Source organism: Saccharothrix variisporea, assembly GCF_003634995.1.
GTDB classification, from domain to species: domain Bacteria; phylum Actinomycetota; class Actinomycetes; order Mycobacteriales; family Pseudonocardiaceae; genus Actinosynnema; species Actinosynnema variisporeum.
Map to the genome: position 1 here is coordinate 1,298,747 of NZ_RBXR01000001.1, position 19,732 is coordinate 1,318,478.

14 protein-coding genes are annotated in these 19,732 nt (G+C 70.6%); 2 read left to right on the plus strand and 12 right to left on the minus strand.

The window, feature by feature from the left end; all coding sequences use genetic code 11:
• Nucleotides 1-49 precede the first annotated feature (49 nt).
• Nucleotides 50-949 (minus strand): hypothetical protein, encoded by a 900-nt coding sequence (locus tag DFJ66_RS05640; protein WP_246029589.1) that lies wholly within the window; start codon nt 947-949, stop codon nt 50-52.
• A gap of 196 nt (nt 950-1,145) precedes the next feature.
• Here DFJ66_RS05640 and DFJ66_RS05645 point away from each other — a divergent pair, with 196 nt between their 5' ends.
• Nucleotides 1,146-3,233: a trehalase-like domain-containing protein gene (locus tag DFJ66_RS05645; RefSeq protein ID WP_121218606.1), complete on the plus strand. Its 2,088-nt coding sequence runs from the start codon at nt 1,146-1,148 to the stop codon at nt 3,231-3,233.
• On the opposite strand, the gene DFJ66_RS05650 is transcribed toward DFJ66_RS05645, so the two are convergent.
• Both DFJ66_RS05650 and DFJ66_RS05655 read right to left on the minus strand, forming a co-directional pair.
• Nucleotides 3,209-3,937 carry an SDR family oxidoreductase gene (locus DFJ66_RS05650; protein WP_121218608.1) on the minus strand — a complete coding sequence of 243 codons (729 nt, stop codon included), beginning with the start codon at nt 3,935-3,937 and terminating at the stop codon, nt 3,209-3,211. The two genes, DFJ66_RS05645 and DFJ66_RS05650, sit on opposite strands and share 25 nt — an antisense overlap.
• Nucleotides 3,938-4,028: 91 nt before the next feature.
• Nucleotides 4,029-5,384 carry an FAD/NAD(P)-binding protein gene (locus tag DFJ66_RS05655; protein ID WP_121218610.1) on the minus strand — a complete coding sequence of 452 codons (1,356 nt, stop codon included), beginning with the start codon at nt 5,382-5,384 and terminating at the stop codon, nt 4,029-4,031.
• Between the two features lie 90 nt (nt 5,385-5,474).
• Between DFJ66_RS05655 and DFJ66_RS05660 the strand changes: the two genes are divergently transcribed.
• The gene (locus tag DFJ66_RS05660; protein ID WP_246029590.1) at nt 5,475-6,533 is read left to right on the plus strand and encodes a helix-turn-helix transcriptional regulator; all 1,059 of its coding nucleotides are present in this window, start codon (nt 5,475-5,477) and stop codon (nt 6,531-6,533) included.
• Nucleotides 6,534-6,599: 66 nt separating this feature from the next.
• Here DFJ66_RS05660 and mmsB read toward each other — a convergent pair whose 3' ends face one another.
• From mmsB to DFJ66_RS05705, 9 genes are all read right to left on the minus strand, one after another.
• A complete protein-coding gene (mmsB, locus tag DFJ66_RS05665; RefSeq protein ID WP_121218614.1) occupies nt 6,600-7,817 on the minus strand; it encodes a multiple monosaccharide ABC transporter permease in 1,218 nt (405 codons plus the stop codon).
• Nucleotides 7,814-9,349 carry a multiple monosaccharide ABC transporter ATP-binding protein gene (gene mmsA / locus DFJ66_RS05670; protein WP_121218616.1) on the minus strand — a complete coding sequence of 512 codons (1,536 nt, stop codon included), beginning with the start codon at nt 9,347-9,349 and terminating at the stop codon, nt 7,814-7,816. The genes mmsB and mmsA overlap by 4 nt, the downstream gene beginning before the upstream one ends.
• 2 nt (nt 9,350-9,351) lie before the next feature.
• Nucleotides 9,352-10,461 carry a multiple monosaccharide ABC transporter substrate-binding protein gene (chvE, locus tag DFJ66_RS05675; protein ID WP_121218618.1) on the minus strand — a complete coding sequence of 370 codons (1,110 nt, stop codon included), beginning with the start codon at nt 10,459-10,461 and terminating at the stop codon, nt 9,352-9,354.
• A gap of 51 nt (nt 10,462-10,512) precedes the next feature.
• Entirely contained in the window at nt 10,513-12,021 is a 1,509-nt protein-coding gene (gene araA, locus DFJ66_RS05680; RefSeq protein WP_121218620.1) for an L-arabinose isomerase, read from the minus strand.
• Between the two features lie 20 nt (nt 12,022-12,041).
• Nucleotides 12,042-12,695 (minus strand): L-ribulose-5-phosphate 4-epimerase, encoded by a 654-nt coding sequence (locus DFJ66_RS05685; protein ID WP_121218622.1) that lies wholly within the window; start codon nt 12,693-12,695, stop codon nt 12,042-12,044.
• The gene (araB, locus tag DFJ66_RS05690) at nt 12,692-14,362 is read right to left on the minus strand and encodes a ribulokinase (protein WP_121218624.1); all 1,671 of its coding nucleotides are present in this window, start codon (nt 14,360-14,362) and stop codon (nt 12,692-12,694) included. The genes DFJ66_RS05685 and araB overlap by 4 nt, the downstream gene beginning before the upstream one ends.
• 271 nt (nt 14,363-14,633) lie before the next feature.
• Nucleotides 14,634-15,674, minus strand: coding sequence for a LacI family DNA-binding transcriptional regulator (locus tag DFJ66_RS05695; protein ID WP_246029591.1), 1,041 nt, complete (start codon nt 15,672-15,674; stop codon nt 14,634-14,636).
• A gap of 122 nt (nt 15,675-15,796) precedes the next feature.
• Nucleotides 15,797-17,230 (minus strand): family 43 glycosylhydrolase, encoded by a 1,434-nt coding sequence (locus DFJ66_RS05700; protein ID WP_121218626.1) that lies wholly within the window; start codon nt 17,228-17,230, stop codon nt 15,797-15,799.
• Nucleotides 17,227-19,716 carry an alpha-L-arabinofuranosidase C-terminal domain-containing protein gene (locus tag DFJ66_RS05705; RefSeq protein WP_121218628.1) on the minus strand — a complete coding sequence of 830 codons (2,490 nt, stop codon included), beginning with the start codon at nt 19,714-19,716 and terminating at the stop codon, nt 17,227-17,229. The genes DFJ66_RS05700 and DFJ66_RS05705 overlap by 4 nt, the downstream gene beginning before the upstream one ends.
• Nucleotides 19,717-19,732 lie beyond the last annotated feature (16 nt).

Below are 19,732 nucleotides of genomic sequence, written 5' to 3' on the forward strand. Positions count from 1 at the left end.
CCCGGCGCCTCACTCGACGCCAGGGCGCGGGCCGTCCGGTCGCGTGTGATCACGTCGTGCAGTTCTTCTGCGTGGTGCTGACCTTGCGGCCGGTGAACTCCTCCAGCACGGCGATGTTCGCCGGCGCGTAGTTGGTCGCGGTGATCTTGTCGGCGTCCGCGCTGCCCAGCTTGCCGGTGTAGGGCGCGGACTTCTCCAGCCAGTAGGCGGTGCGGAGGAACTGGGTCAGCACCAGTTCGCGCAGCTTCGGCTCGTTCTTGATCTTGCTCCAGTAGTCGGGGTGGCGGTCTTTGGCGACCCGCAGGTACAGCAGCAGGTACCGCAGGTTGGTGGCGGCGATGTCCCGGGCGTTGCTCGCCCCGACACCCTTGATGTACTCCTGCACCACGGTCACCGCGGGCAGCCCGGTGAGGCCCGCGTTCAGCTCCGCGAGCACGCCTTGCAGCTTGTACTCGCCTTGCTGGCGGTCGCGCAGGTAGATGCCGTCCATGGAGTCGCTGAGCCGGTCCTTGATCAGTGGCAGGATCTCCTTGCGGGGGAAGCCGCCGTGCAGGGGGACGGCGGTGGCTTGGCGGGTGGCGTCGATCCAGGCGGCGGTGTGGACGTCCCAGCGGGTGCGGGTGCCGTCGAGGTCCCACATGTGGGTCTCCTCGTGGATGGCGACCATCATCGACTCGGCGAACCCCTCGAAGGAGTCCTTGCGCACGAACTGGTTCCAGTACGGGTCGCGGGCCTGGGCGATCGCCAGGGCCTGCCCGCTGGGCCAGCGACGCTGGTACATGGCTTGCAGGGTGCGCATCCAGTTGGCCGACGTGAACCCGGCCTTCAGATCGCTGATGTCGGCAGTGGGGTTGTGCGGCTCCTCGTAGCAGTAGGGCGCGGGCACGGCCTGCGCGGGCGGTGGGGCGAGGGACAACGCGAGGGCGGTCACCAGGAGCAGGGTTTTCACAGGGGACACCTCGTCTCGGAACGGACTTGCCCGGACCGTAACCACGCCCGTTCCGCGTACCTACTCCCAAGTCGGCATAACACCGGGAGCGAACCCTAAAACTCGGTTAGGACACCCCTAAGTCTGCGATCACCCCGCTGACGTGGGTCTCGGCCGCGCCTACGGTTCCGGGGATTCCCACTGGAGGAGGTTCCCGGTGCTCTCGACCCGCAGACTGCTCGACCTGGCTCGTGCCGAGCGGCTGGTGGTGGTCTGCGACTACGACGCCACGCTGGCGCCGGACGACCCCGCCCGGCCAGCGCGGGAGGGCATTGCCGCCGTGCGGGCGTTGGCCGAGTTGCCGGCCACGACGGTGGTGGTCGTGTCGCACCGGTCGTTGGCGGACCTCGCGGTGTTGTCCCGGCTTCCCGCCGAGGTCGAGTTGGTCGGTGAGTACACCCCTCTCTCCGTGGAGCCGTTGACCGCCCACGCCACCGACGTGCTGCACCTCGCCGACGGCGATGGCGTGCCGCAGTTGGCGTACCTGCTGGAGGAGCGGCGTCACTGGCTGTTCGGTGCGCGGCCCGTGCCGATCGAGCGGCACAGCCTGTTGTCGAATCGGCGGGCTCTCGCCCTGGTCACGCCGGATGCGCGGGTGACGTGGATGTGTGCGCCGGAGCCGGATTCGCCCGCCCTGTTCGCCGATCTGTTGGGTGGGCCGGAGGCCGGGCACTTCAGTATCGTCCCTGCGCACGGACGGCTTCCGTTGGGGCAGCGCTACCTGCCCGGCACGATGGCCGTCGAGACCCGCTGGGCGGGCCTGACCGTCACCGACCACCTCGCCGAGGACACCCCGCCGCACCGCACGGACCTCGTCCGCCGCATCACCGGCACCGCCCCCGCGCACGTGGAGTTCGCGCCACGACCCGAGTTCGGCCAGGTGCCGGTCACGCTCACGCAGACCCGGGACGGTCTGCGCGTCGAAGGCACGTCCGAGCCGATGGTGCTGCGCTCCCCCGGCGTGGTGTGGGAGGTCGACGGCGACACGGCCCGCGCCACCGTCCACCCGCCCGCGGTGCTCGAACTCCGTTGTGGCACCGAGGACTTCGCACCGGCCGAGACGACCGTTCCCGACTGGAGCGGGTGGTTGGCCTCGCTGACGCTCCCGGCGACGGAACGCGACCTGGTGGCCCGGTCCGCGATGACGCTGAGAGCCCTGTGCCACCGCGGGACCGGCGCGGTCCTGGCCGCCGCCACCACGTCGCTGCCCGAGGAGATCGGCGGCGTGCGCAACTGGGACTACCGGTACTGCTGGCTGCGCGACGGCGCGTTGACCGCGCAGGCGTTGGTGGCGCTGGGTTCCACGGAGGAGGCGGAGTCCTTCGTGGACTGGTTGCACCGCGTGCTGGCCACGCTGCCCGGCCCGGAACGCCTGCACCCGCTCTACACCGTCCACGGCGCACAGCTGGGCCCCGAGGCCGTGATCGACACCCTGCCCGGTTACGCGGGCTCCCGTCCGGTCCGCGTGGGCAACCTCGCCGGCCAGCAGGTGCAGCTCGACGTGTTCGGCCCGGTCGTGGACCTCGTGCTGGACCTGGCCACCGCCCGCGACCGCCTGGACGACCGGGACTGGGACCTGGTCACCGCGATGGTGTCCGCCGTGGCGCAGCGGTGGCAGGAAGCCGACCACGGCATCTGGGAGGAACGCCACGCGCCCCGCCACCGCGTCTACTCCCGCGTGATGTGCTGGCTCACCACCGACCGCGCGATCCGCATCGCCGAACGCTTCGACCGGCCACTGGACCCGGAGTGGCTGATCCTGCGCGACGTCATCGCGGCCGACGTCCTCAAGCGCGGCTGGAACGAGGACGTGCGCGCCTTCACCACCGCCTACGACGGCACCGACCTGGACGCGGCGTCCCTGCACGTCGGCTTGAGCGGACTGGTCACCGACGAGCGGTTCACCGCGACCGTCGAGGCAGTCGAGGCCGGGCTGCGGTCCGGCGCCACCGTCTACCGGTACCGGCGGGACGACGGGCTGCCCGGCGACGAGGGCGGCTTCCACCTGTGTGCCGCGTGGCTGGTCGAGGCCTACCTGCTGACCGGGCAGCGCGACCAGGCCGAGGAACTGTTCGCGCAGCTCGTGGCCTGCGCCGGGCCGACCGGGCTGCTGGCCGAGGAGTACGACCCGGTGACCGAGCGGTCGCTGGGCAACCACCCGCAGGCCTACAGCCACATCGGCCTGATCCGGTGCGCGCGCCTGCTCGACCCGCCGCCGGTTCATGCCGCACCTCCGTTGGCGTAGAGGGTCTGGCCGTTGACCCACCGGCCCGGCCCGGCGAGGAAGGAGACCACGTCGGCGATGTCGTCGGGTGTGCCCAGCCGCTCCAGCGGGTTGGCCTTCGACATCCGGTCGATGGTCTGCGCGTCCTTGCCGTCGAGGAACAGCGCGGTCGCGGTGGGACCGGGGGCCACGGCGTTGACCGTCACGTCCCGGCCGCGCAGTTCCTTGGCCAGGATCAGGCTCACCGCGTCCACCGCGCCCTTCGACGCCGCGTAAGCCGCGTAGGTGGGCAGGGCGAGCTTGGTGACCGATGTCGAGAGGTTCACGATCGCCCCGCCCCGGCGGATCCGGCGCGCGGCCTGCTGAGCGACCACGAACGTGCCCCGGATGTTGACCCGGTGCATGCGGTCCAGGGCGTCGAGGTCGAAGTCGGCGACTGTGCCCAGCAGCATGATCCCGGCCGCGTGCACCACGACGTCCACGCCGCCGAACTCCGCTTCGGCCCGGTCGAACAGGGCGGCGACGGCGTGCTCGTCGGCGACGTCGGCCCGCACCGCGACCGCTGTGCCGCCCTTGGCCTCGACGGCTTCGACGGTGGCGGCGGCCTCGGCGTCGTTGCCCGCGTAGGCGATGACGACGGCGAGGCCGTCCGCGGCCAGGCGCTCGGCGGCGGCCCGCCCGATACCCCGGGACCCGCCGGTGACGATGGCGACTCGCGTGCTCATGTCCTGCTCCCCTCAGTCGGTGGTGACACTGATAATGGAAGCACGGTAGCGGCGATATCGCAACGTCGTTAACCTGATCGCGTTAACACTGCTACCAGGACAGCCGTTTGACCAGCTCAGCCGCCCCCGCCGCCAGCGTCGGCACGCTCGGCACCACGAACGACGTCTCCGCCGTCACCGCGCCGAGGCTCAGCACGCGCTCCGACCGCACTTCCAACCCGCCCGCCGGCGGCAACGCGGCCAACCCGGCGGCCAGCAGCGACCCCACCAGCGGCTCGGCGGCGGGCGGCACGGCGTGGGACTGCGGGTTCACCGCGTTCACCACCACGTCCGCCGTGACCTCCCGGTCGCCGACCACCCGGAAGCCGCGAGCGGCCCGTTCGACCTTCGTCACCCCGCTGAGCAGCCGCAACCGACCGGAGTCGAACTCACGCAGCAGCAGTTCGCCGTTGAGCGGCACCATCGGCGAGGCGAGGCTGTTGATCGTGCGGAAGTGCTCCCGGCGGATCGACTCGCGGTCCAGCGCGGGCAGCAGGCGCCACGCCGCCGACCCGAGCATGTGCACGGCCGCCGTCACGAGCCGTCGTCCCAGGTAGGAGGAGTCCACTTCGGACAGCTGACGGCGGAGGCGGTCGACCGGGTCCTCCGGTGTGGTCAGCTCGCGCACCAGCGGGGCGAGGTCCTGGCCGGATTCCGCCAGCTCGGCCCGCAGCAGGTCCAGCAGGCCGTCCCGCGTGCCGACCAGGTTGTCGCGCACCAGGTGGCGGAAGTCAAGCGGGACCGGACGCTGCTGCACGTGCGGCAGCACGCCCGTCCGCGACACCAGCGTGACCGGCCCGGTGTGCCCGGACGCGGTGAGCGCCGCCACCACGTCCACGGCGGTCAAGCCACTGCCGATCACGGCAACGTGCGCGTCGGCAGGCACATCCAGGTGCGCCAACGGGTAGGGCTCCAGCACGAACCCGGGGCTGCCGGTCAACCCGTAGTGGTCGAACGGCGACCCACCACCCACCGCCAGCACCGTCCGGTCCACCCGGTGCTCGCCGGACGCGGTCCGCAGCGGCGCGGCACCCACGACCCGCTCGTTCACCACGCTCACCCGCCAGCCCGCCGACCGCAGCCGCGCGATCGCCTCCCGCGCGGTCGCCTCCAGGTACTCGCCGAACACCACACGCGGCACGATCTGCACGCCCAGGCCCACGTCCGGGTAGTCCGTGCGGCCGGCCAGCCAGCGGGTGTAGTGGTCGCGGTCCGAGTGCCGGATGGACATCAGCACCGGCGGCGCGTTGACCCGCACCGCGTCCAGATCCGGCTGGTAGGCCCTCCCCCGCCACAACCAGGGCGATTCCTCGAACACGGTGACCCCGCCGGGCGCGGTGTCGGTCAAAGACAGCGCGTCGAGCAGGGCGACGCCGGCCGCGCCGGCTCCGATGATCCCGATCTCCATGACGACGAGGGTGGTCCCGGTCGGACGCCGGCTTCCATCCCTCGTTTTCGGGGTTGTCGCAGGCCGGCGGGTCGGCGCATGATCGGTTCCATGGACTCCGCACTGACCCTGTTCGCCGAGGCGTCGGACGCGCTGCGCCGACTGGTCCCGTTCGACGCGGCGGTGTGGCAGGCGAGCGACCCGGCCACCGGCCTGGCGACCGCACCGATGCGTGCGGAGAACCTGGGCGAGGACGGCTGCGACACGTACTGGGACAGCGAACTGCTGGCCGAGAAGGTGAACCTGTTCCGCGACCTGGCCCGCGCACCCGTGCCGGTGGCGGCGCTGCGGGACGGCACGTCCGACGCGCCCGAGCACAGCGCGACCTACCGGCGCTTCATGCGGCCACGGGGGTTGGACGACGAGCTGCGGGCCGTGCTGCGGGCGGACGGGCAGTGGTGGGGGCAGGTGAGCCTGTTCCGGGAGCGCGGACGGGCTCCGTTCAGCCGACAGGAGATCGCCAGGGCCGCCGAGACGCTGGCTCCGTTGGGCAAGCGGCTACGGACTTACGCCGGCCTCCGGCCCCCGCTTCCATCGTCTCACGGGGGTACGACAAGTTCGGGAGCGCCGGGGCTGTTGGTGTTCGACCTTCGGGGTGGGTTGCTGTCCATCAACGACACGGCCCGGGAGTTGCTCGCGGGAATGCCGGACAGTCCTTCGTCGACGAGCCGCTTCGGCGTGCGCGTTCCCGCTTGGGTCCACAGCACCGCCGCCCGAGCGCTGACCGACGACTCGCGGGTCCGTGCGCAGGATCGGACCGGACGGTGGCTGGTGTTCCACGCCTCCTGCCTGCGGGACCAGGAGGGCCGACCGACGCAGACGGCGGTGGTGGTGGAGCCTGCCAAGCCCGCCGACATCGCCACGCTGTTGACGGCGGCTTTCGGGCTGACCGAGCGCGAGCAGGAGATCACCGGGCTGGTGGCGAGGGGGTTGAGCACCGCGCAGCTGGCTCGGCGGCTGCACCTCTCGCAGCACACCGTTCGGGACCACGTGAAGGCGGTGTTCGCCAAGACGGGCGTGAACAGCCGGGGTGAGCTGGTGGCGAAGCTCTACACCGACCACTACCGGGACCTGAACCCGGACAGCCGGGTCCGGGTCTGGCGGGACTGACCCGCGTGCGTGGTGGACGCCGGCGAAGTTCCGCGGCCGAAAACTTCGCCGGCGTCCAACAAGACGTCAGCGGTTGCGGCGCTTGGTCCACACGTCGTAGGCCACGGCTGCGAGCAGCACCAGGCCCTTGACCAGCATGACCTTCTCGCTCTGCGCGCCGATCAACGACATCCCGTTGTTGATCACCGCCATGATCAGGCCACCGGTGATGGCGCCGACGACCTTGCCCACCCCGCCCTGCACCGCCGCGCCGCCGATGAAGGCGGCCGCGATCGCGTCCAGTTCGAAGTTGAAGCCCGCCGTCGGACCGGCCTGGTTCAGCCGGCCCGCGAAGACCACGCCGGCCAGGGCGCCCAGCACGCCCATGTTGACGAAGATCCAGAACGTCACCGACTTGACGTTGACGCCGGACAGCGTCGCCGCCTGCACGTTGCCGCCCACCGCGTAGATCCGGCGGCCGAACACCGTCCGGTTCGCCACCAGCGAGTAGCCCAGCACCAGCACCGCCAGCAGCACCAGCACCCACGGCAGGTTGCGGAACCGGGCCAGCTGCACGATGACGGCCATCACGACCAGGCCCGCGCCGACGACCTTCGCCACGAACACCCACATCGGGTCCACGGTCTGCCCGTACCCGATCCGACCGGCCCGCGCCTTCCACTGCGTGGCCACCACACCGGCGACCACACCGAGCCCGACCAGCAGCGACAGCAGGTCGGCGCCGCCGAGGGGGCCGAGGCCGACGTTGCCCAGGTACCCGGACACGAAGCCGTTGGACAGCGTCCGGATCTCCTGCGGGAACGGGCCGATGCCCTGGTTGCCCAGCACGGTCAGGGTCAGCGCCCGGAACACGAGCATGCCCGCGAGCGTCACGATGAACGCCGGGATCCCGAAGTACGCGACCCAGTACCCCTGCCACGCCCCGATCAGCGCCCCGACCGCGAGCGTGATCAGCACCGCCACGCCCCACGGCAACCCCGACTGCACGGTCAGCACCGCGCACAACGCGCCCGTCACCGCCACCACGGACCCCGCCGACAGGTCGATGTGACCCGCGATGATCACCAGGATCATGCCCACGGCGAGGATCAGGATGTAGGAGTTCTGGACGATGATGTTGGAGATGTTCTGCGGCTCCAACAAGGCACCGTCGGTGATCACCGAGAACAGCACCACGATCAGCGCGAACGCCACGTAGATGCCGCTCTGCCGCAGGTTGAAGCGGAACCGGCGCGGGGCCGCGGCGGGCGGAGCCTCGACGGCGGCGGCGGTTTTGACACTCATCGGTTCAGTCCCTTGGTCATGTGCTGCATGAGGCGTTCCTGCGTCGCCTCGTCCCGGCTCACCTCACCGGTGATGCGGCCGGCCGACAGCGCGTACACGCGGTCGCACAGGCCGAGCAGCTCGGGCAGTTCGGACGAGATCACCAGGACCGCCTTGCCGCGCGCGGCGAGCTCGTTGACGATCGTGTAGATCTCGTACTTGGCGCCGACGTCGACGCCGCGGGTCGGCTCGTCGAGGATCAGCACGTCGGGGTCGGTCTGCATCCACTTGGCCAGCACGACCTTCTGCTGGTTGCCGCCGCTGAGCGCCGACACCGCGGTCAGCACGTCCGGCGCCTTGATGTTCAGCGAGCGCCGGTACTTCTCGGCGACCGCGAACTCCTCGCCCTCCTGCACCCAGCCCCGCGAGGCCAGGCGCGGCAGGGCCGCCGCCGAGATGTTGCGCTTGATGTCCTCGATGAGGTTCAACCCGTAGCGCTTGCGGTCCTCGCTGACGTACGCGATGCCGTGCCGGATCGCGTCCCGCACGGTCCGCAGCACGATCTCGCGGCCGTCCTTCACGATCCGCCCGGAGATCCGCACCCCGTAGGACCGGCCGAACACGCTCATCGCCAGCTCGGTCCGCCCGGCGCCCATCAGCCCGGCCAGGCCCACGATCTCGCCCCGCCGCAACGTCAGCGACGCACCCGACACCACGACCCGGTCGGGCTGGACCGGGCTGTGCACGGTCCAGTCCTCGATGCGCAGCACCTCGTCGCCGATGTGCGGCTCGCGCGGCGGGAACCGGTGCTCCAGGTCCCGGCCGACCATGCCGGAGATGATCCGGTCCTCGGTCGCCTCGGCGACGTCCATCGTCTCCACGGTCCGGCCGTCGCGGATGACCGTGATCCGGTCGGCGATGTCCATGACCTCGTTGAGCTTGTGGGAGATGATCACGCACGTGATGCCCTGGTCGCGCAGCTCGCGCAGCAGGTCCAGCAGGTGCGCCGAGTCGTCGTCGTTCAGGGCGGCCGTCGGCTCGTCGAGGATGAGCAGCGACACCTCCTTGGACAGCGCCTTGGCGATCTCCACCAGCTGCTGCTTGCCCACGCCCAGGTCGGCGATCGGGGTCGTCGGGTTCTCCCGCAGCCCCACCCGCGCCAGCAGCGAGGCCGCCGCGTGGTTGGTGGCGTTCCAGTCGATCAAACCCCTGGTCGCGCGCTCGTTGCCGAGGAACAGGTTCTCCGCGATGGACAGCTGCGGGCACAGCGCGAGCTCCTGGTGGATGATCACCACGCCGCGCCGCTCGCTGTCGCGCACCGACGAGAACCGGCACTCCTCGCCGTCGAAGAAGATGCCGCCCTCGTAGGACCCGTGCGGGTGCACGCCGGACAGCACCTTCATCAGCGTGGACTTGCCCGCGCCGTTCTCGCCGCACACCGCGTGGATCTCACCGCGCCGCACGGCGAACGTGACGTCGTGCAGCGCGGTGACCCCACCGAACCTCTTGGTGATGCCGCGCATCACCAGGATGTCGTCGGAAGGAGAAGACATCGTCACTTCAACTGGTCGGCGGTGTAGTAGCCGGAGTCGACCAGGACCTTCTGGTAGTTGGACTTGTCCACCGAGACCGGCTGGAGCAGGTACGACGGGACGACCTTGTTGCCGTTGTCGTAGTCCTTCTCGTTGTTGACCTGCGGCTTGCCGCCCTTGAGCACGGCGTCGGCCATGTCCACGGTCACCTTGGCCAGCTCACGGGTGTCCTTGAAGATCGTGGAGTACTGCTCGCCCGCGATGATGGACTTCACCGACGCCACCTCGGCGTCCTGGCCGGTCACGACCGGGTACGGCTGGTCGGCGGTGCCGTAGCCGTTGGACTTCAGCGCCGACAGGATGCCGATGGACAGGCCGTCGTACGGCGACAGCACGCCGTGCACCTTCCCACCGCGGTAGGTGGTGGTGAGGATGTCCTCCATGCGCTTCTGCGCCGTGGCCGGGTCCCACCGCAGGATCGCGACGGTCTTGAAGTCCTTCTGACCGCTCTTGACGTTCAGCACGCCCTTGTCGATGTACGGCTGGAGCACCGACATCGCGCCGTTGAAGAAGAAGGTGGCGTTGTTGTCGTCCGGCGACCCGGCGAACAGCTCGATGTCGAACGGACCGGTCGCGGTGCCCGCGCTGCCGTCGGGGTTGCGCAGCTTCAGGCCGGTCAGCAGCGAGTTCGCCTGCTCCACGCCGACCTTGAAGTTGTCGAAGGTGGCGTAGTAGTCCACGTTCGGGCTGTTGCGGATGAGCCGGTCGTAGGCGATGACCGGGATGTTGGCCGCCTTGGCCTGCTCCAGCTGGGTGGTGATCGCGGTGCCGTCGATCGAGGCGATCACCAGCAGGCGCGCGCCCTTGGTGATCTGGTTCTCCAGCTGGTTGACCTGGGTGGGGATGTCGTTCTCCGCGTACTGGAGGTCGACCTTGTAGCCCTTGGCCTCCAACGACTTCTTGATGTTCTCCCCGTCGTGGATCCAGCGCTCCGAGGACTTCGTGGGCATGGTCACGCCCACGAGCGCGCCCTCCGCGGACTGGCCCTGCTGGTCGACGGTCTTCTCCGACGACCCGCAGGCGGTGGCCAGCAGCGCTGTCGCGGCCAGGACCGCGATCTTCGTCAACCTCATTGTTGCTCCTTGCGGCGGTGTGGAATCAGCGCGGGTGATGCGCCGAGCAGATCAGCGCAGGCCCTGCGCCAGTCGGTGGTACGCGGCGTTCCAGCGCAGTCGGTCGGTGAAGGACTCCGCCGTGGTGGCGGCGTCGATCAGCGCCAGCTCGGTACCGGTCATGGTGGCCAGGTCGCGCAGCGCCTCCGCGCCGACGGCCTGGGTGAGGACGGTGTGGTGCGGTCCGCCGGCGGTCAGCCAGGACTCGGCGGAGGTCGACAGCGACGGCGCGGGCTTCCACACCGCGCGCGCCACGGGCAGGTTGGGCAGCGGTTCGTCCGGCGCGACCACCTCGACCTCGTTGGCCACCAGCCGGAACCGGTCGCCGAGGTCGGCCAGGCCGATCACCACGCCGGGGCCGGGCGCGGCGTCGAACACCAGCCGCACCGGGTCCTCCCGGCCGCCGATGCCCAGCGGGTGGATCTCGCACGACGGCCGGTCGGCCGCGATGGTCGGGCACACCTCGAGCATGTGCGCGCCCAGCACCTTCGGCTCGCCCGGCCCGAAGTGGTAGGTGTAGTCCTCCATGAACGACGTGCCGCGGCCGGTGCCCGCGCCCATCGCCTTCACGGTGGCCAGCAGCGCCGAGGTCTTCCAGTCGCCCTCGCCGCCGAAGCCGTAGCCGTCGCCCATCAGCCGCTGCACGGCCAGGCCCGGCAGCTGGCGCAGCCCGCCCAGGTCCTCGAAGTTCGTGGTGAACGCCCCGAACCCGCCCTCGGTGAGGAACTGCCGCAGCCCGGCCTCGATGCGGGCCGCGTAGCGCAGCGACTCGTGCCGCTCGCCGCCGCGCGCCAGCTCCGGGGCCAGCCGGTAGAGGTCGGCGTACTCCGACACCAGCAGGTCGATCGACTCGTCGGACACCTCGTCGACCAGCGCGACCAGGTCGTTGACGCCGTAGGTGTTGACCGAGACGCCGAAGCGCAGCTCCGCCTCGACCTTGTCGCCCTCGGTCACGGCCACGTCGCGCATGTTGTCGCCGAAGCGCGCCAGCCGCAGCGACCGCAGGTGCGTGTACCCGGTGGCGGCGCGCGCCCAGCCGTCGATGCGGTCGGCCAGCACCGGGTCGCTGGCGTGGCCCACGACGGTCTTGCGGGCCACGCCGATCCGGGTCTGCACGTAGGCGAACTCGCGGTCGCCGTGCGCGGCCTGGTTGAGGTTCATGAAGTCCATGTCGATGGTCGACCACGGCAGGGACTCGTTGTGCTGGGTGTGCAGGTGCAGCAGCGGCTTCTGCAGCGCGTCCAGGCCGGTGATCCACATCTTGGCCGGCGAGAACGTGTGCATCCAGGCGATGACGCCGACGCACGTCGGGTCGGCGTTGGCCTCCTGCATCACCTTGCGGATGGCCGCGGTGTCGGTCAGCACGGGCTTCCACACCAGCTCCGCGCTGATGCGGCCGGACGAGCCGAGCATCCGCTGGATCTGCTGCGACTGCCCCGCGACCTGGTCGAGCGTCTCCGGGCCGTAGAGGTGCTGGCTGCCGGTGAGGAACCAGACCTGGGGCTTCGCGGCGGACGACATGGGCACTCCTTGTGCTGGGCTCATTGCCCGTAGACGTTCTGGTAGCGCGCGTAGAGGCGGTCGACGTGCTCGGGGTCGATCGGGTCGGGCTTGCCCAGCTGCTGTGCGATGTGGACGGTCCGGGCCACGTCCTCCAGCATCACCGCGGCCTTCACCGCCGCACGGGCGTCCTTGCCGACCGTGAACGGGCCGTGGTTGCGCATGAGCACGGCCGGGGACCGGCTCCCGCGCAGCGTCTCCACGATCCCGCGCCCGATCGAGTCGTCGCCGATGAGCGCGAACGGACCGACCGGGATGTCACCGCCGAACTCGTCGGCGATCATCGTCAGCACGCACGGGATCGGCTCGCCGCGCGCGGCCCACGCGGTGGCGTAGGTCGAGTGCGTGTGCACCACTCCCCCGACCTCGGGCATGTGCCGGTACACGTAGGCGTGCGCGGCGGTGTCCGAGGAGGGCGCGAGCTCGCCGTGCACCAGGTTGCCGTGCAGGTCGGTGACGACCATGTTCTCCGGCGACAGCTCGTCGTAGGACACGCCCGACGGCTTGATCACCATCAGGTCCTCGCCGGGCACCCGCGCGGACACGTTGCCCGCCGTCCAGATCACCAGCTCGTACCGGGTCAGCTCGCGGTGCAGCTCCGCCACCCCGTGGCGCAGCGCGTCCAACACCTTCATCGGGCGTTCTTCCCCTCGACAGCCTTGCGGCGCAGGACCTTCAGCCGGTGCATGACCTCGTTCGCGCCCCGCCCGAAGTAGTCGTGCAGCTCCTGGTACTCCACGAACAGCCGCTCGTAGGCCTCGACGTTGCCCGGGATCGGCTGGTACACGCCCCGCCGCACCTTGCCCATGGCCGCCGCCGCCGCGACGATGTCGGGGTAGGCGCCCGCCGCGACGGCCGCGTGCATCGCCGACCCCAGCGCGGGACCCTGCTCGGAGTCGATCACCGACAGCGGCAGGTCGGTCACGTCGGCGTAGATCTGCATCAGCAGCTCGTTCTTGACCAGGCCGCCCGCGATGACCAGCTCGGTCACCGGCACGCCCGCGTCGGTGAACGTGTCGATGATCATGCGGGTGCCGTAGGCGGTGGCCTCCAGCAGCGCCCGGTAGGTGTCCTCGGCGCGGGTGGCGAGCGTCTGGCCCACGATCACGCCGGACAGCTCGTGGTCCACCAGCACCGACCGGTTGCCGCTGTGCCAGTCCAGCGCGATCAGGCCGTGCTCGCCGATCTCCTGCGCCGCGGCCAGCTCGGTGAGCAGCTCGTGCACGCCGATGCCGCGCTCGCGCGCCCGCTCGTGGTACTCCGGCGGGACGCCGTGCTGGACGAACCAGCCGAAGATGTCGCCGACGCCGCTCTGCCCGGCCTCGTAGCCGTACAGGCCCGGCACGATGCCGCCGTCCACGACGCCGCACATGCCCGGCACGTTGCGCAGCTCCGCGCCGTTCATCACGTGGCACGTCGAGGTGCCCATGATCGCGACCATCACGCCCGGCTCGACCGCCCGCGCGGCCGGCGCGGTGACGTGCGCGTCCACGTTGCCGACCGCGACCGCGATGCCCTCGCGCAGACCGGTCCACGCGGCGGCCTCGGCGGTCAGGCTCCCGGCGCGGTCGCCCAGCGCGCCCAGCGGGTGGTCGAGCTTGTCCTCGACGAACCGCTCGAAGTCCGGGTTCAGGCCCTTGAGGAACTCCGGCGACGGGTAGGCGCCGTCCTGGCGGATGCCCTTGTAGCCCGCGGTGCACTCGTTGCGCACGTAGGTGCCGGTCAGCTGCCAGACGATCCAGTCGGCGGCCTCGACCCAGTGCTCCATCGCCGCGTAGACCTCGGGGGCCTCCTCCAGCAGCTGGAGGCCCTTGGCGAACTCCCACTCCGAGGAGATCAGGCCGCCGTAGCGGGGCAGCCAGGGCTCCTTGCGCTGCTCGGCGAGGTCGTTGATGCGGTCGGCCTGCGGCTGGGCGGCGTGGTGCTTCCACAGCTTGACGTAGGCGTGGGGGTGGTCCGCGAACTGCGGCAGCTCGTTGAGCGGGGTGCCGTCGGCGGTGGTCGGGACCATCGTGCACGCGGTGAAGTCCGTGCCGATGCCGATCACGTCGGCGGCGTCCACACCGGCCGCTTCCAGCGCCTTCGGGACGGCGTGGCGCAGGACGTCCACGTAGTCCGAGGGCACCTGGAGCGCCCAGTCGGGCGGCAGCGGCCGGCCACCGGGCAGGGCGCGCTCGAGCACGCCGTGCGCGTAGTCGTGGACCGCGCTGCCGAGTTCGGCACCGTCGCGGACCCGCACCACGACGGCGCGGCCGGACAGGGTGCCGAAGTCGACGCCCACCACGAGCGGGTCGTTGGTCATCGGGGATGGCCCTTCATCAGAAGCTTGGACAGCAGTGTTATCGCTAACAATTGAGACGTCAAGAGATGCTCGGTCTCGGGCTGGACACAGCACCGACCGAAGTTGTTAACGCACTCAGGGAAACGAAAAGCTTTCGCGGACGGGCACCGGGTCGCGCCGGGCCGCCGACACGCCGACCACGCGCGTCCGGCGCCGCGCCCGTCCGCAGGTCAGCGGGCGGGTCGCGGTCCGGGCAGCGCGCGGTCGGGCGGGTGGATCGCCGAGCCGGTGCTCAGTTCGCGGGTGGTGCGACGCTGCCGCGGCTGATCAAGGCCGGTGCGATCGTACGCCGGGTGTCGGCCGCCGCACCATCGACCACCTGCGCGAGCAGCAGGTCCAGCGCCTCGCGCGCCACGGCCGCGAAGTCCTGGCGCACGGTGGTCAGCGGCGGGATGAAGAACTCCGCCTCCGGCACGTCGTCGAACCCGATGACGCTGACGTCCTCGGGCACGCGCCGCCCGCGCTCGTGCATGGCCCGCAGGATGCCCAGCGCGAGGTGGTCGTTGGCCGCGAACACCGCCGTCACCTCGGGCATCCGGGCCAGCATCTGCCCGGCCTGGTAGCCCGCGCGGGCGCTCCAGTCGGCCGGGACCAGCGGCGGGACCTCGGCCCCGGCGTCCTCCAGGGCCTTGCGCCAGCCCTCGACGCGGCCGGAGGAGTCGAACCAGTTCGGCGGGCCGGACACGTGCCACACCGTCCGGTGGCCCGCGTCGAGCAGGTGCTTGGTGGCCGCGTACGCGCCCGCCTGCTGGTCCACCGTGACCAGCGGCGTGGGTCGGGCCGGGTCGCCGTCGACGGTCACCACCGGGACGCCGGCGGGGATGTCGGCCAGGGCGTCGTTGGCCGACGCGGTCGGCGCGATCACCACTATCCCGGCCACGCGCTCGTCCCGGTGCCGCTCGACGGCCTTGTTGATCGAGGCGTGGTCGAGCTCCTTGACCCGGCCGACGCTGACCGCGAAGCCCGCGAGCGCCGCCGCCTCCTCGAACGCCGCCAGCAGCGACGCCGGACCGTAGAGGGTCGAGTTCTGCGCCACCACGCCGATCAGCTGCGACCGCCCGGTCACCAGCGCCCGCGCGGCCTTGTTCGGCCGGTACCCCAGCTCCGCGATCGCCGCGCGCACCCGCAACCGGGTCTGCTCGCGCACGTTCGGGTGGTCGTTGAGCACCCGGGAGACGGTCTGGTGCGACACGCCCGCGAGTCTCGCCACATCCGTCATCGCGGGGTCGCGCGAGGTCTTGTTGTCCACTGCCGCACCCTCATCCCGACTCATGATCGTCCACTTCGGATGTTAGCGATAACACCCGCTTTTTACCAGCGCGCGTACCCGAATCCCATTGTCCACTACACGCGCCATGTGTGGGGGCATGTCGTGTCCACGGCGCGTCACATCGCTCAGCCACGCGCGAAGGTCACCCGCTCCCGTGCCTCGCGGGACGTGCCCGGCGGGGCCATCACGAGCCGACCCGTGTCGTGCGTCACGTAGGAACCGCCCTGCCGCAGCGACAGCCCCGACCGGTTCTCCTCCAGCACGAAGCTCGCCGCCCTCCCGTAGGAGTCGGTGTCCTCGTACGGGTCGATGCGCAGGTTCGTGCCGTCCACCCGCACGTACCGGTCCGGGAAGTTCACCGACTGCACCGCCACCGTCCCCGCGCCCAGGAACCCCGCCACCACCCGGAACTGCGAGTCCGCCAACTCGCGGACGTCGCCGTCCGCCCGCAGCCGGTACTCGTAGTGCCGGATCACGGCGTGCGGCGCGTCGAGCGGGTGCAGCCGGACCGGCAGTTCGCCCCTGCCCACGGGCACGCCGAAGCTCGGGGTGCCGTCGGCGTTCCAGTACAGCCGCTGGACGCGGGTGTGCCGGTTGGGGTCGAACAGCGGGTCGCCGGTGATGTCCCGGTAGTCACGGGCGTGGTAGACCAGCACGTCCACGTCACCCACAGTGGTGAACGAGTTGTGCCCCGGCCCGTACTGGGAGGTCGCGGTGTTGGTGGTGAAGACCGGCTGCGGCGACTTGGTCCACGACCGCGCGTCGAGCAGGTTCGCGTTCTCGTCGGCGGTCAGCAGGCCCATGCAGTAGCGGGCGTCGGTGGCGCTGGCGGAGAAGGTCACGAACACCCGCCCGTTGCGGATCAGCACCGCCGGACCCTCGTTGACCTTGAACCCCTGCACCTCCCAGTCCAGCGTCGGCACGGCGATGCGCACGGGCGCGGACCCCAGCGCCAGCGGCGAGGCCATCTCGGCGATGTAGAGGTTGCTGTTGGTGGCGATGCCCGGCTCGCTCTGCGCCCACAGGAAGTACCGCTTGTCCCGGTGGGCGAACGTGGTGGCGTCGAGGGTGAACGAGTCCCAGCCGGTCACCACCTGCCCGCGCAGCGTCCAGGTGGCCTCGCGCGGGTCCGCCGAGGGCGACTCCAACACGTAGGTGCGGATGCGGAAGGGCTGGTCGGAGTCGCCGGCGGCGAAGTAGATGTACCACTTGCCGTCGATGCGGTGCAGTTCCGGCGCCCAGATGTAGCCGCCCATCGGGCCGGACGCGGGTCGCCGCCACACCGTGCGCTCACGCGCGGTCGCCAGTCCGTCCAGAGTGGACGCGCCCCGCACCACGATCCGGTCGTACTCGGGCACCGATCCGGTGAGGTAGTACATGCCGTCGGTGGGCGGGGTGATGAACGGGTCGGCCCGCTTCTCCACCAACGGGTTGCGCGCGGTCAGGACCGAGGGAGCGGCCGCGGCTTCCTCCTGTGCGGCGGCTTGACCGGCGGGCAGCACGCCGGCGGCGGCCACCACTCCCCCGGTCCGCAGCAGGGATCGACGGGTGAAGCTCACGACAGCCTCCTGTCCTTGATGCGGATGAACGTCACCGAGTGGGCCGGGAAGGTGGTGGTGAAGGACGTCTTCACCCCGCGCAATGTGGTCTCGCGCGCCCGGACGGGCTGGAAGAACTCGGTGTTCATGTCGTCGGGGCCGCCCTGGATGGTCGTCACCTTCGCGGTGTTGGCCACCGACACCCGGTTGCCGAGGTCGAGCTTGACCCGCGCGGGCGAGGCCTGGGCGTTGACCACCTTCACCACGAGCTCGCCGGTCGCGGTGTCGCGGGTGACGACCTGGCGGAACGGCTCGGACACCTTGTCGTCGGTGAACTCGCCCCACTTCTGCCCGTCCAGGAACAGCTCGACGTGCCGCCCGCGCACGGACACCCTCAGGTCGTAGGTCCGACCGGTCTCGACCTGGGTCCCGTGGGACAGCAGCGTGGACTTCCCGCCGCCGACCGCCTTCTCCACGGCCGACTGGGTGTTGTTCCAGCCGCCCAGGTTCCACCAGTAGTAGTTGCCGGTGTCCTTGACGCCGAACGCGACCAGGAACCCCTCCGCGCCGGACAGCTTGGTGGCCTTCACGTCGAGGTCGTAGTCGTGCCAGTTCACGTCACCGGCCGTCACCAGGGTGTCCTGCGCCGCCGCGTCGGACTGCACGTACCGGCCGCCGCTGACCGCCCACGTCCCGCGCCCCGCCGCCCGGGTCCACTGGGCGTCGGTGCCGGAGAAGTCGTCGGAGAACAGCGAGGCACCCGTGGACGACGTCACGCGCACGTCGTCGTAGGCGGCGCTGGTCGCCCAGGTGGACAACCCGATCGCACCGGTGATCGGCGCGGAGACCGACGGCGTGGAGGTCTGCGTGCTGGGCACCACGTGGTCGCCCACGTTGGTCATGAACAGCTTCTGGACCTCGTAGTTCGCCGAGCCCCAGGAGGCGTGGTTGTTCAGCCAGATCATGTCCGGCTGCCACTGCACGTAGTCCTGGTTGGCGAACAGCGGCGCGTAGGAAGCCAACTTCACCACGTCCGCGTTGCGCTCCAACCCGGTCATGTAAGCGGCCTCGGCGAGCGCGTTGGACAGCTTGTTGCCCTGAGAGGCGTACTCGCCGAGGAACACCTTGGGGCCGTTGCGGTCGTAGCTGTCGTACCGGTTGTTGTTCTGGAGGAACCAGTCCGGCGTGTTGTAGTAGTGCTCGTCGACCATGTCGACCCCGGCCTGCTTGTTGAGCTGCCACAGGCGGTCGAACACCGCGCCGGTGTCGTCGGGACCGGAGTTGCTCAGGACCGTGATCTGCGGGTACCTGGCCTTGATGGCATCGCGGAACCGGGTGAAGTTCGCGAAGTACTGGTCGGGCAGGTTCTCCTCGTTGCCGACCGCCAGGTGGGTCAGTTTGAACGGTTCAGGGTGGCCCATGTCCGCGCGCAGCTCGCCCCACGTCGAGGTGACCGGGCCGTTGGCGAACTCGATCAGGTCCAGCGTGTCCTGGATGTGCCGCTGCAACAGCGCCGGGTCGTCGGTGGCGCGGTTCTGGCCGCACCCGGTGACCAGGGCGGGCACGACGGGCAGCGGCATCGCGCCGATGTCCTCGGCGAACTGGAAGTACTCGTAGTAGCCCAGGCCGTAGGACTGGTTGTAGCCCCAGAAGTTGGCGTTGGTGGCGCGCTGCTCGACCGGGCCGACGGTGTCCTTCCACTGGTAGGACCGGCGGCGCTCCCAGTTCGGTGCCTCGTAGCCGTAGTGGCTGTTGACGTTGACCAGGCAGCCGCCCGGGAAGCGCACGAAGCCCGGCTTGAGCGCGGCGACCTTCTCGGCCAGGTCGGCGCGCAGGCCGTTGGGCCGGTTCTTGTAGGTGTCGTGCGGGAACAGCGACACCATGTCCAGCCGCAGCGCGCCGGTGCCCGTGCCGCTGACCGCGAGCCTGCCGGTCGTGGTGGACTTCCGGGCGGTGAAGCTGCCGGTGTACTTGGTCCAGGTGTCGCCTTGGACTTGGACCTGGAGCGAATCGGCCAGCAGGCCGCCGGCCGGGTCGGTCAGGGATGCGGTGACCGTGGCGGGCTGCTCGGAGCGTGCCCACACGGAGAAGTCGTACCGCTTGCCCTCGACAACGTTGACACCCGAGTTGTAGCCCGAGTTCACCACCCCGGCGGGCAGGCCGAGCTTCAGGTACCGGCGGTTGCGCTCGTTGAGCCGCTGGTCGTCGTCCACGACCTCGACCGGACCGGACAGCGGCGCCCACGACGTGAGGCCGGTGTAGGAGCGGTTGTCCACGGGGTCGTACTCGAACGACCGGTTCTGCACCAGCTCGGCGTACAGGCCGCCGTCCGCGGCGCGGTTGATGTCCTCGAAGAAGACGCCGTACAGGGTGTCGGCGATGGCGGCGCCCCGGGCGGTCGGGTCGACGGTGATCGTGTAGTCGGTCTCGGCGGCGGCCCGCGCACCGGGCACGGCCGCGGCCAGGCTCACCGCCACGAGGGCGGCGAGCGCACGCGATCGGGACATGGTTTCCTCTCGGGCG

What these genes read in the sequence shown, in the direction of transcription:
- araA (WP_121218620.1), bottom strand. Translation starts at nt 12,021, where the DNA reads ATGTCGTCCGCCGCGAAGCCCCAGGTCTGGTTCCTCACCGGCAGCCAG.
- DFJ66_RS05685 (WP_121218622.1), bottom strand. Translation starts at nt 12,695, where the DNA reads ATGAAGGTGTTGGACGCGCTGCGCCACGGGGTGGCGGAGCTGCACCGC.
- DFJ66_RS05705 (WP_121218628.1), bottom strand. Translation starts at nt 19,716, where the DNA reads ATGTCCCGATCGCGTGCGCTCGCCGCCCTCGTGGCGGTGAGCCTGGCC.
- DFJ66_RS05655 (WP_121218610.1), bottom strand. Translation starts at nt 5,384, where the DNA reads ATGGAGATCGGGATCATCGGAGCCGGCGCGGCCGGCGTCGCCCTGCTC.
- DFJ66_RS05650 (WP_121218608.1), bottom strand. Translation starts at nt 3,937, where the DNA reads ATGAGCACGCGAGTCGCCATCGTCACCGGCGGGTCCCGGGGTATCGGG.
- mmsB (WP_121218614.1), bottom strand. Translation starts at nt 7,817, where the DNA reads ATGAGTGTCAAAACCGCCGCCGCCGTCGAGGCTCCGCCCGCCGCGGCC.
- mmsA (WP_121218616.1), bottom strand. Translation starts at nt 9,349, where the DNA reads ATGTCTTCTCCTTCCGACGACATCCTGGTGATGCGCGGCATCACCAAG.
- araB (WP_121218624.1), bottom strand. Translation starts at nt 14,362, where the DNA reads ATGACCAACGACCCGCTCGTGGTGGGCGTCGACTTCGGCACCCTGTCC.
- chvE (WP_121218618.1), bottom strand. Translation starts at nt 10,461, where the DNA reads ATGAGGTTGACGAAGATCGCGGTCCTGGCCGCGACAGCGCTGCTGGCC.
- DFJ66_RS05660 (WP_246029590.1), top strand. Translation starts at nt 5,475, where the DNA reads ATGGACTCCGCACTGACCCTGTTCGCCGAGGCGTCGGACGCGCTGCGC.
- DFJ66_RS05695 (WP_246029591.1), bottom strand. Translation starts at nt 15,674, where the DNA reads ATGAGTCGGGATGAGGGTGCGGCAGTGGACAACAAGACCTCGCGCGAC.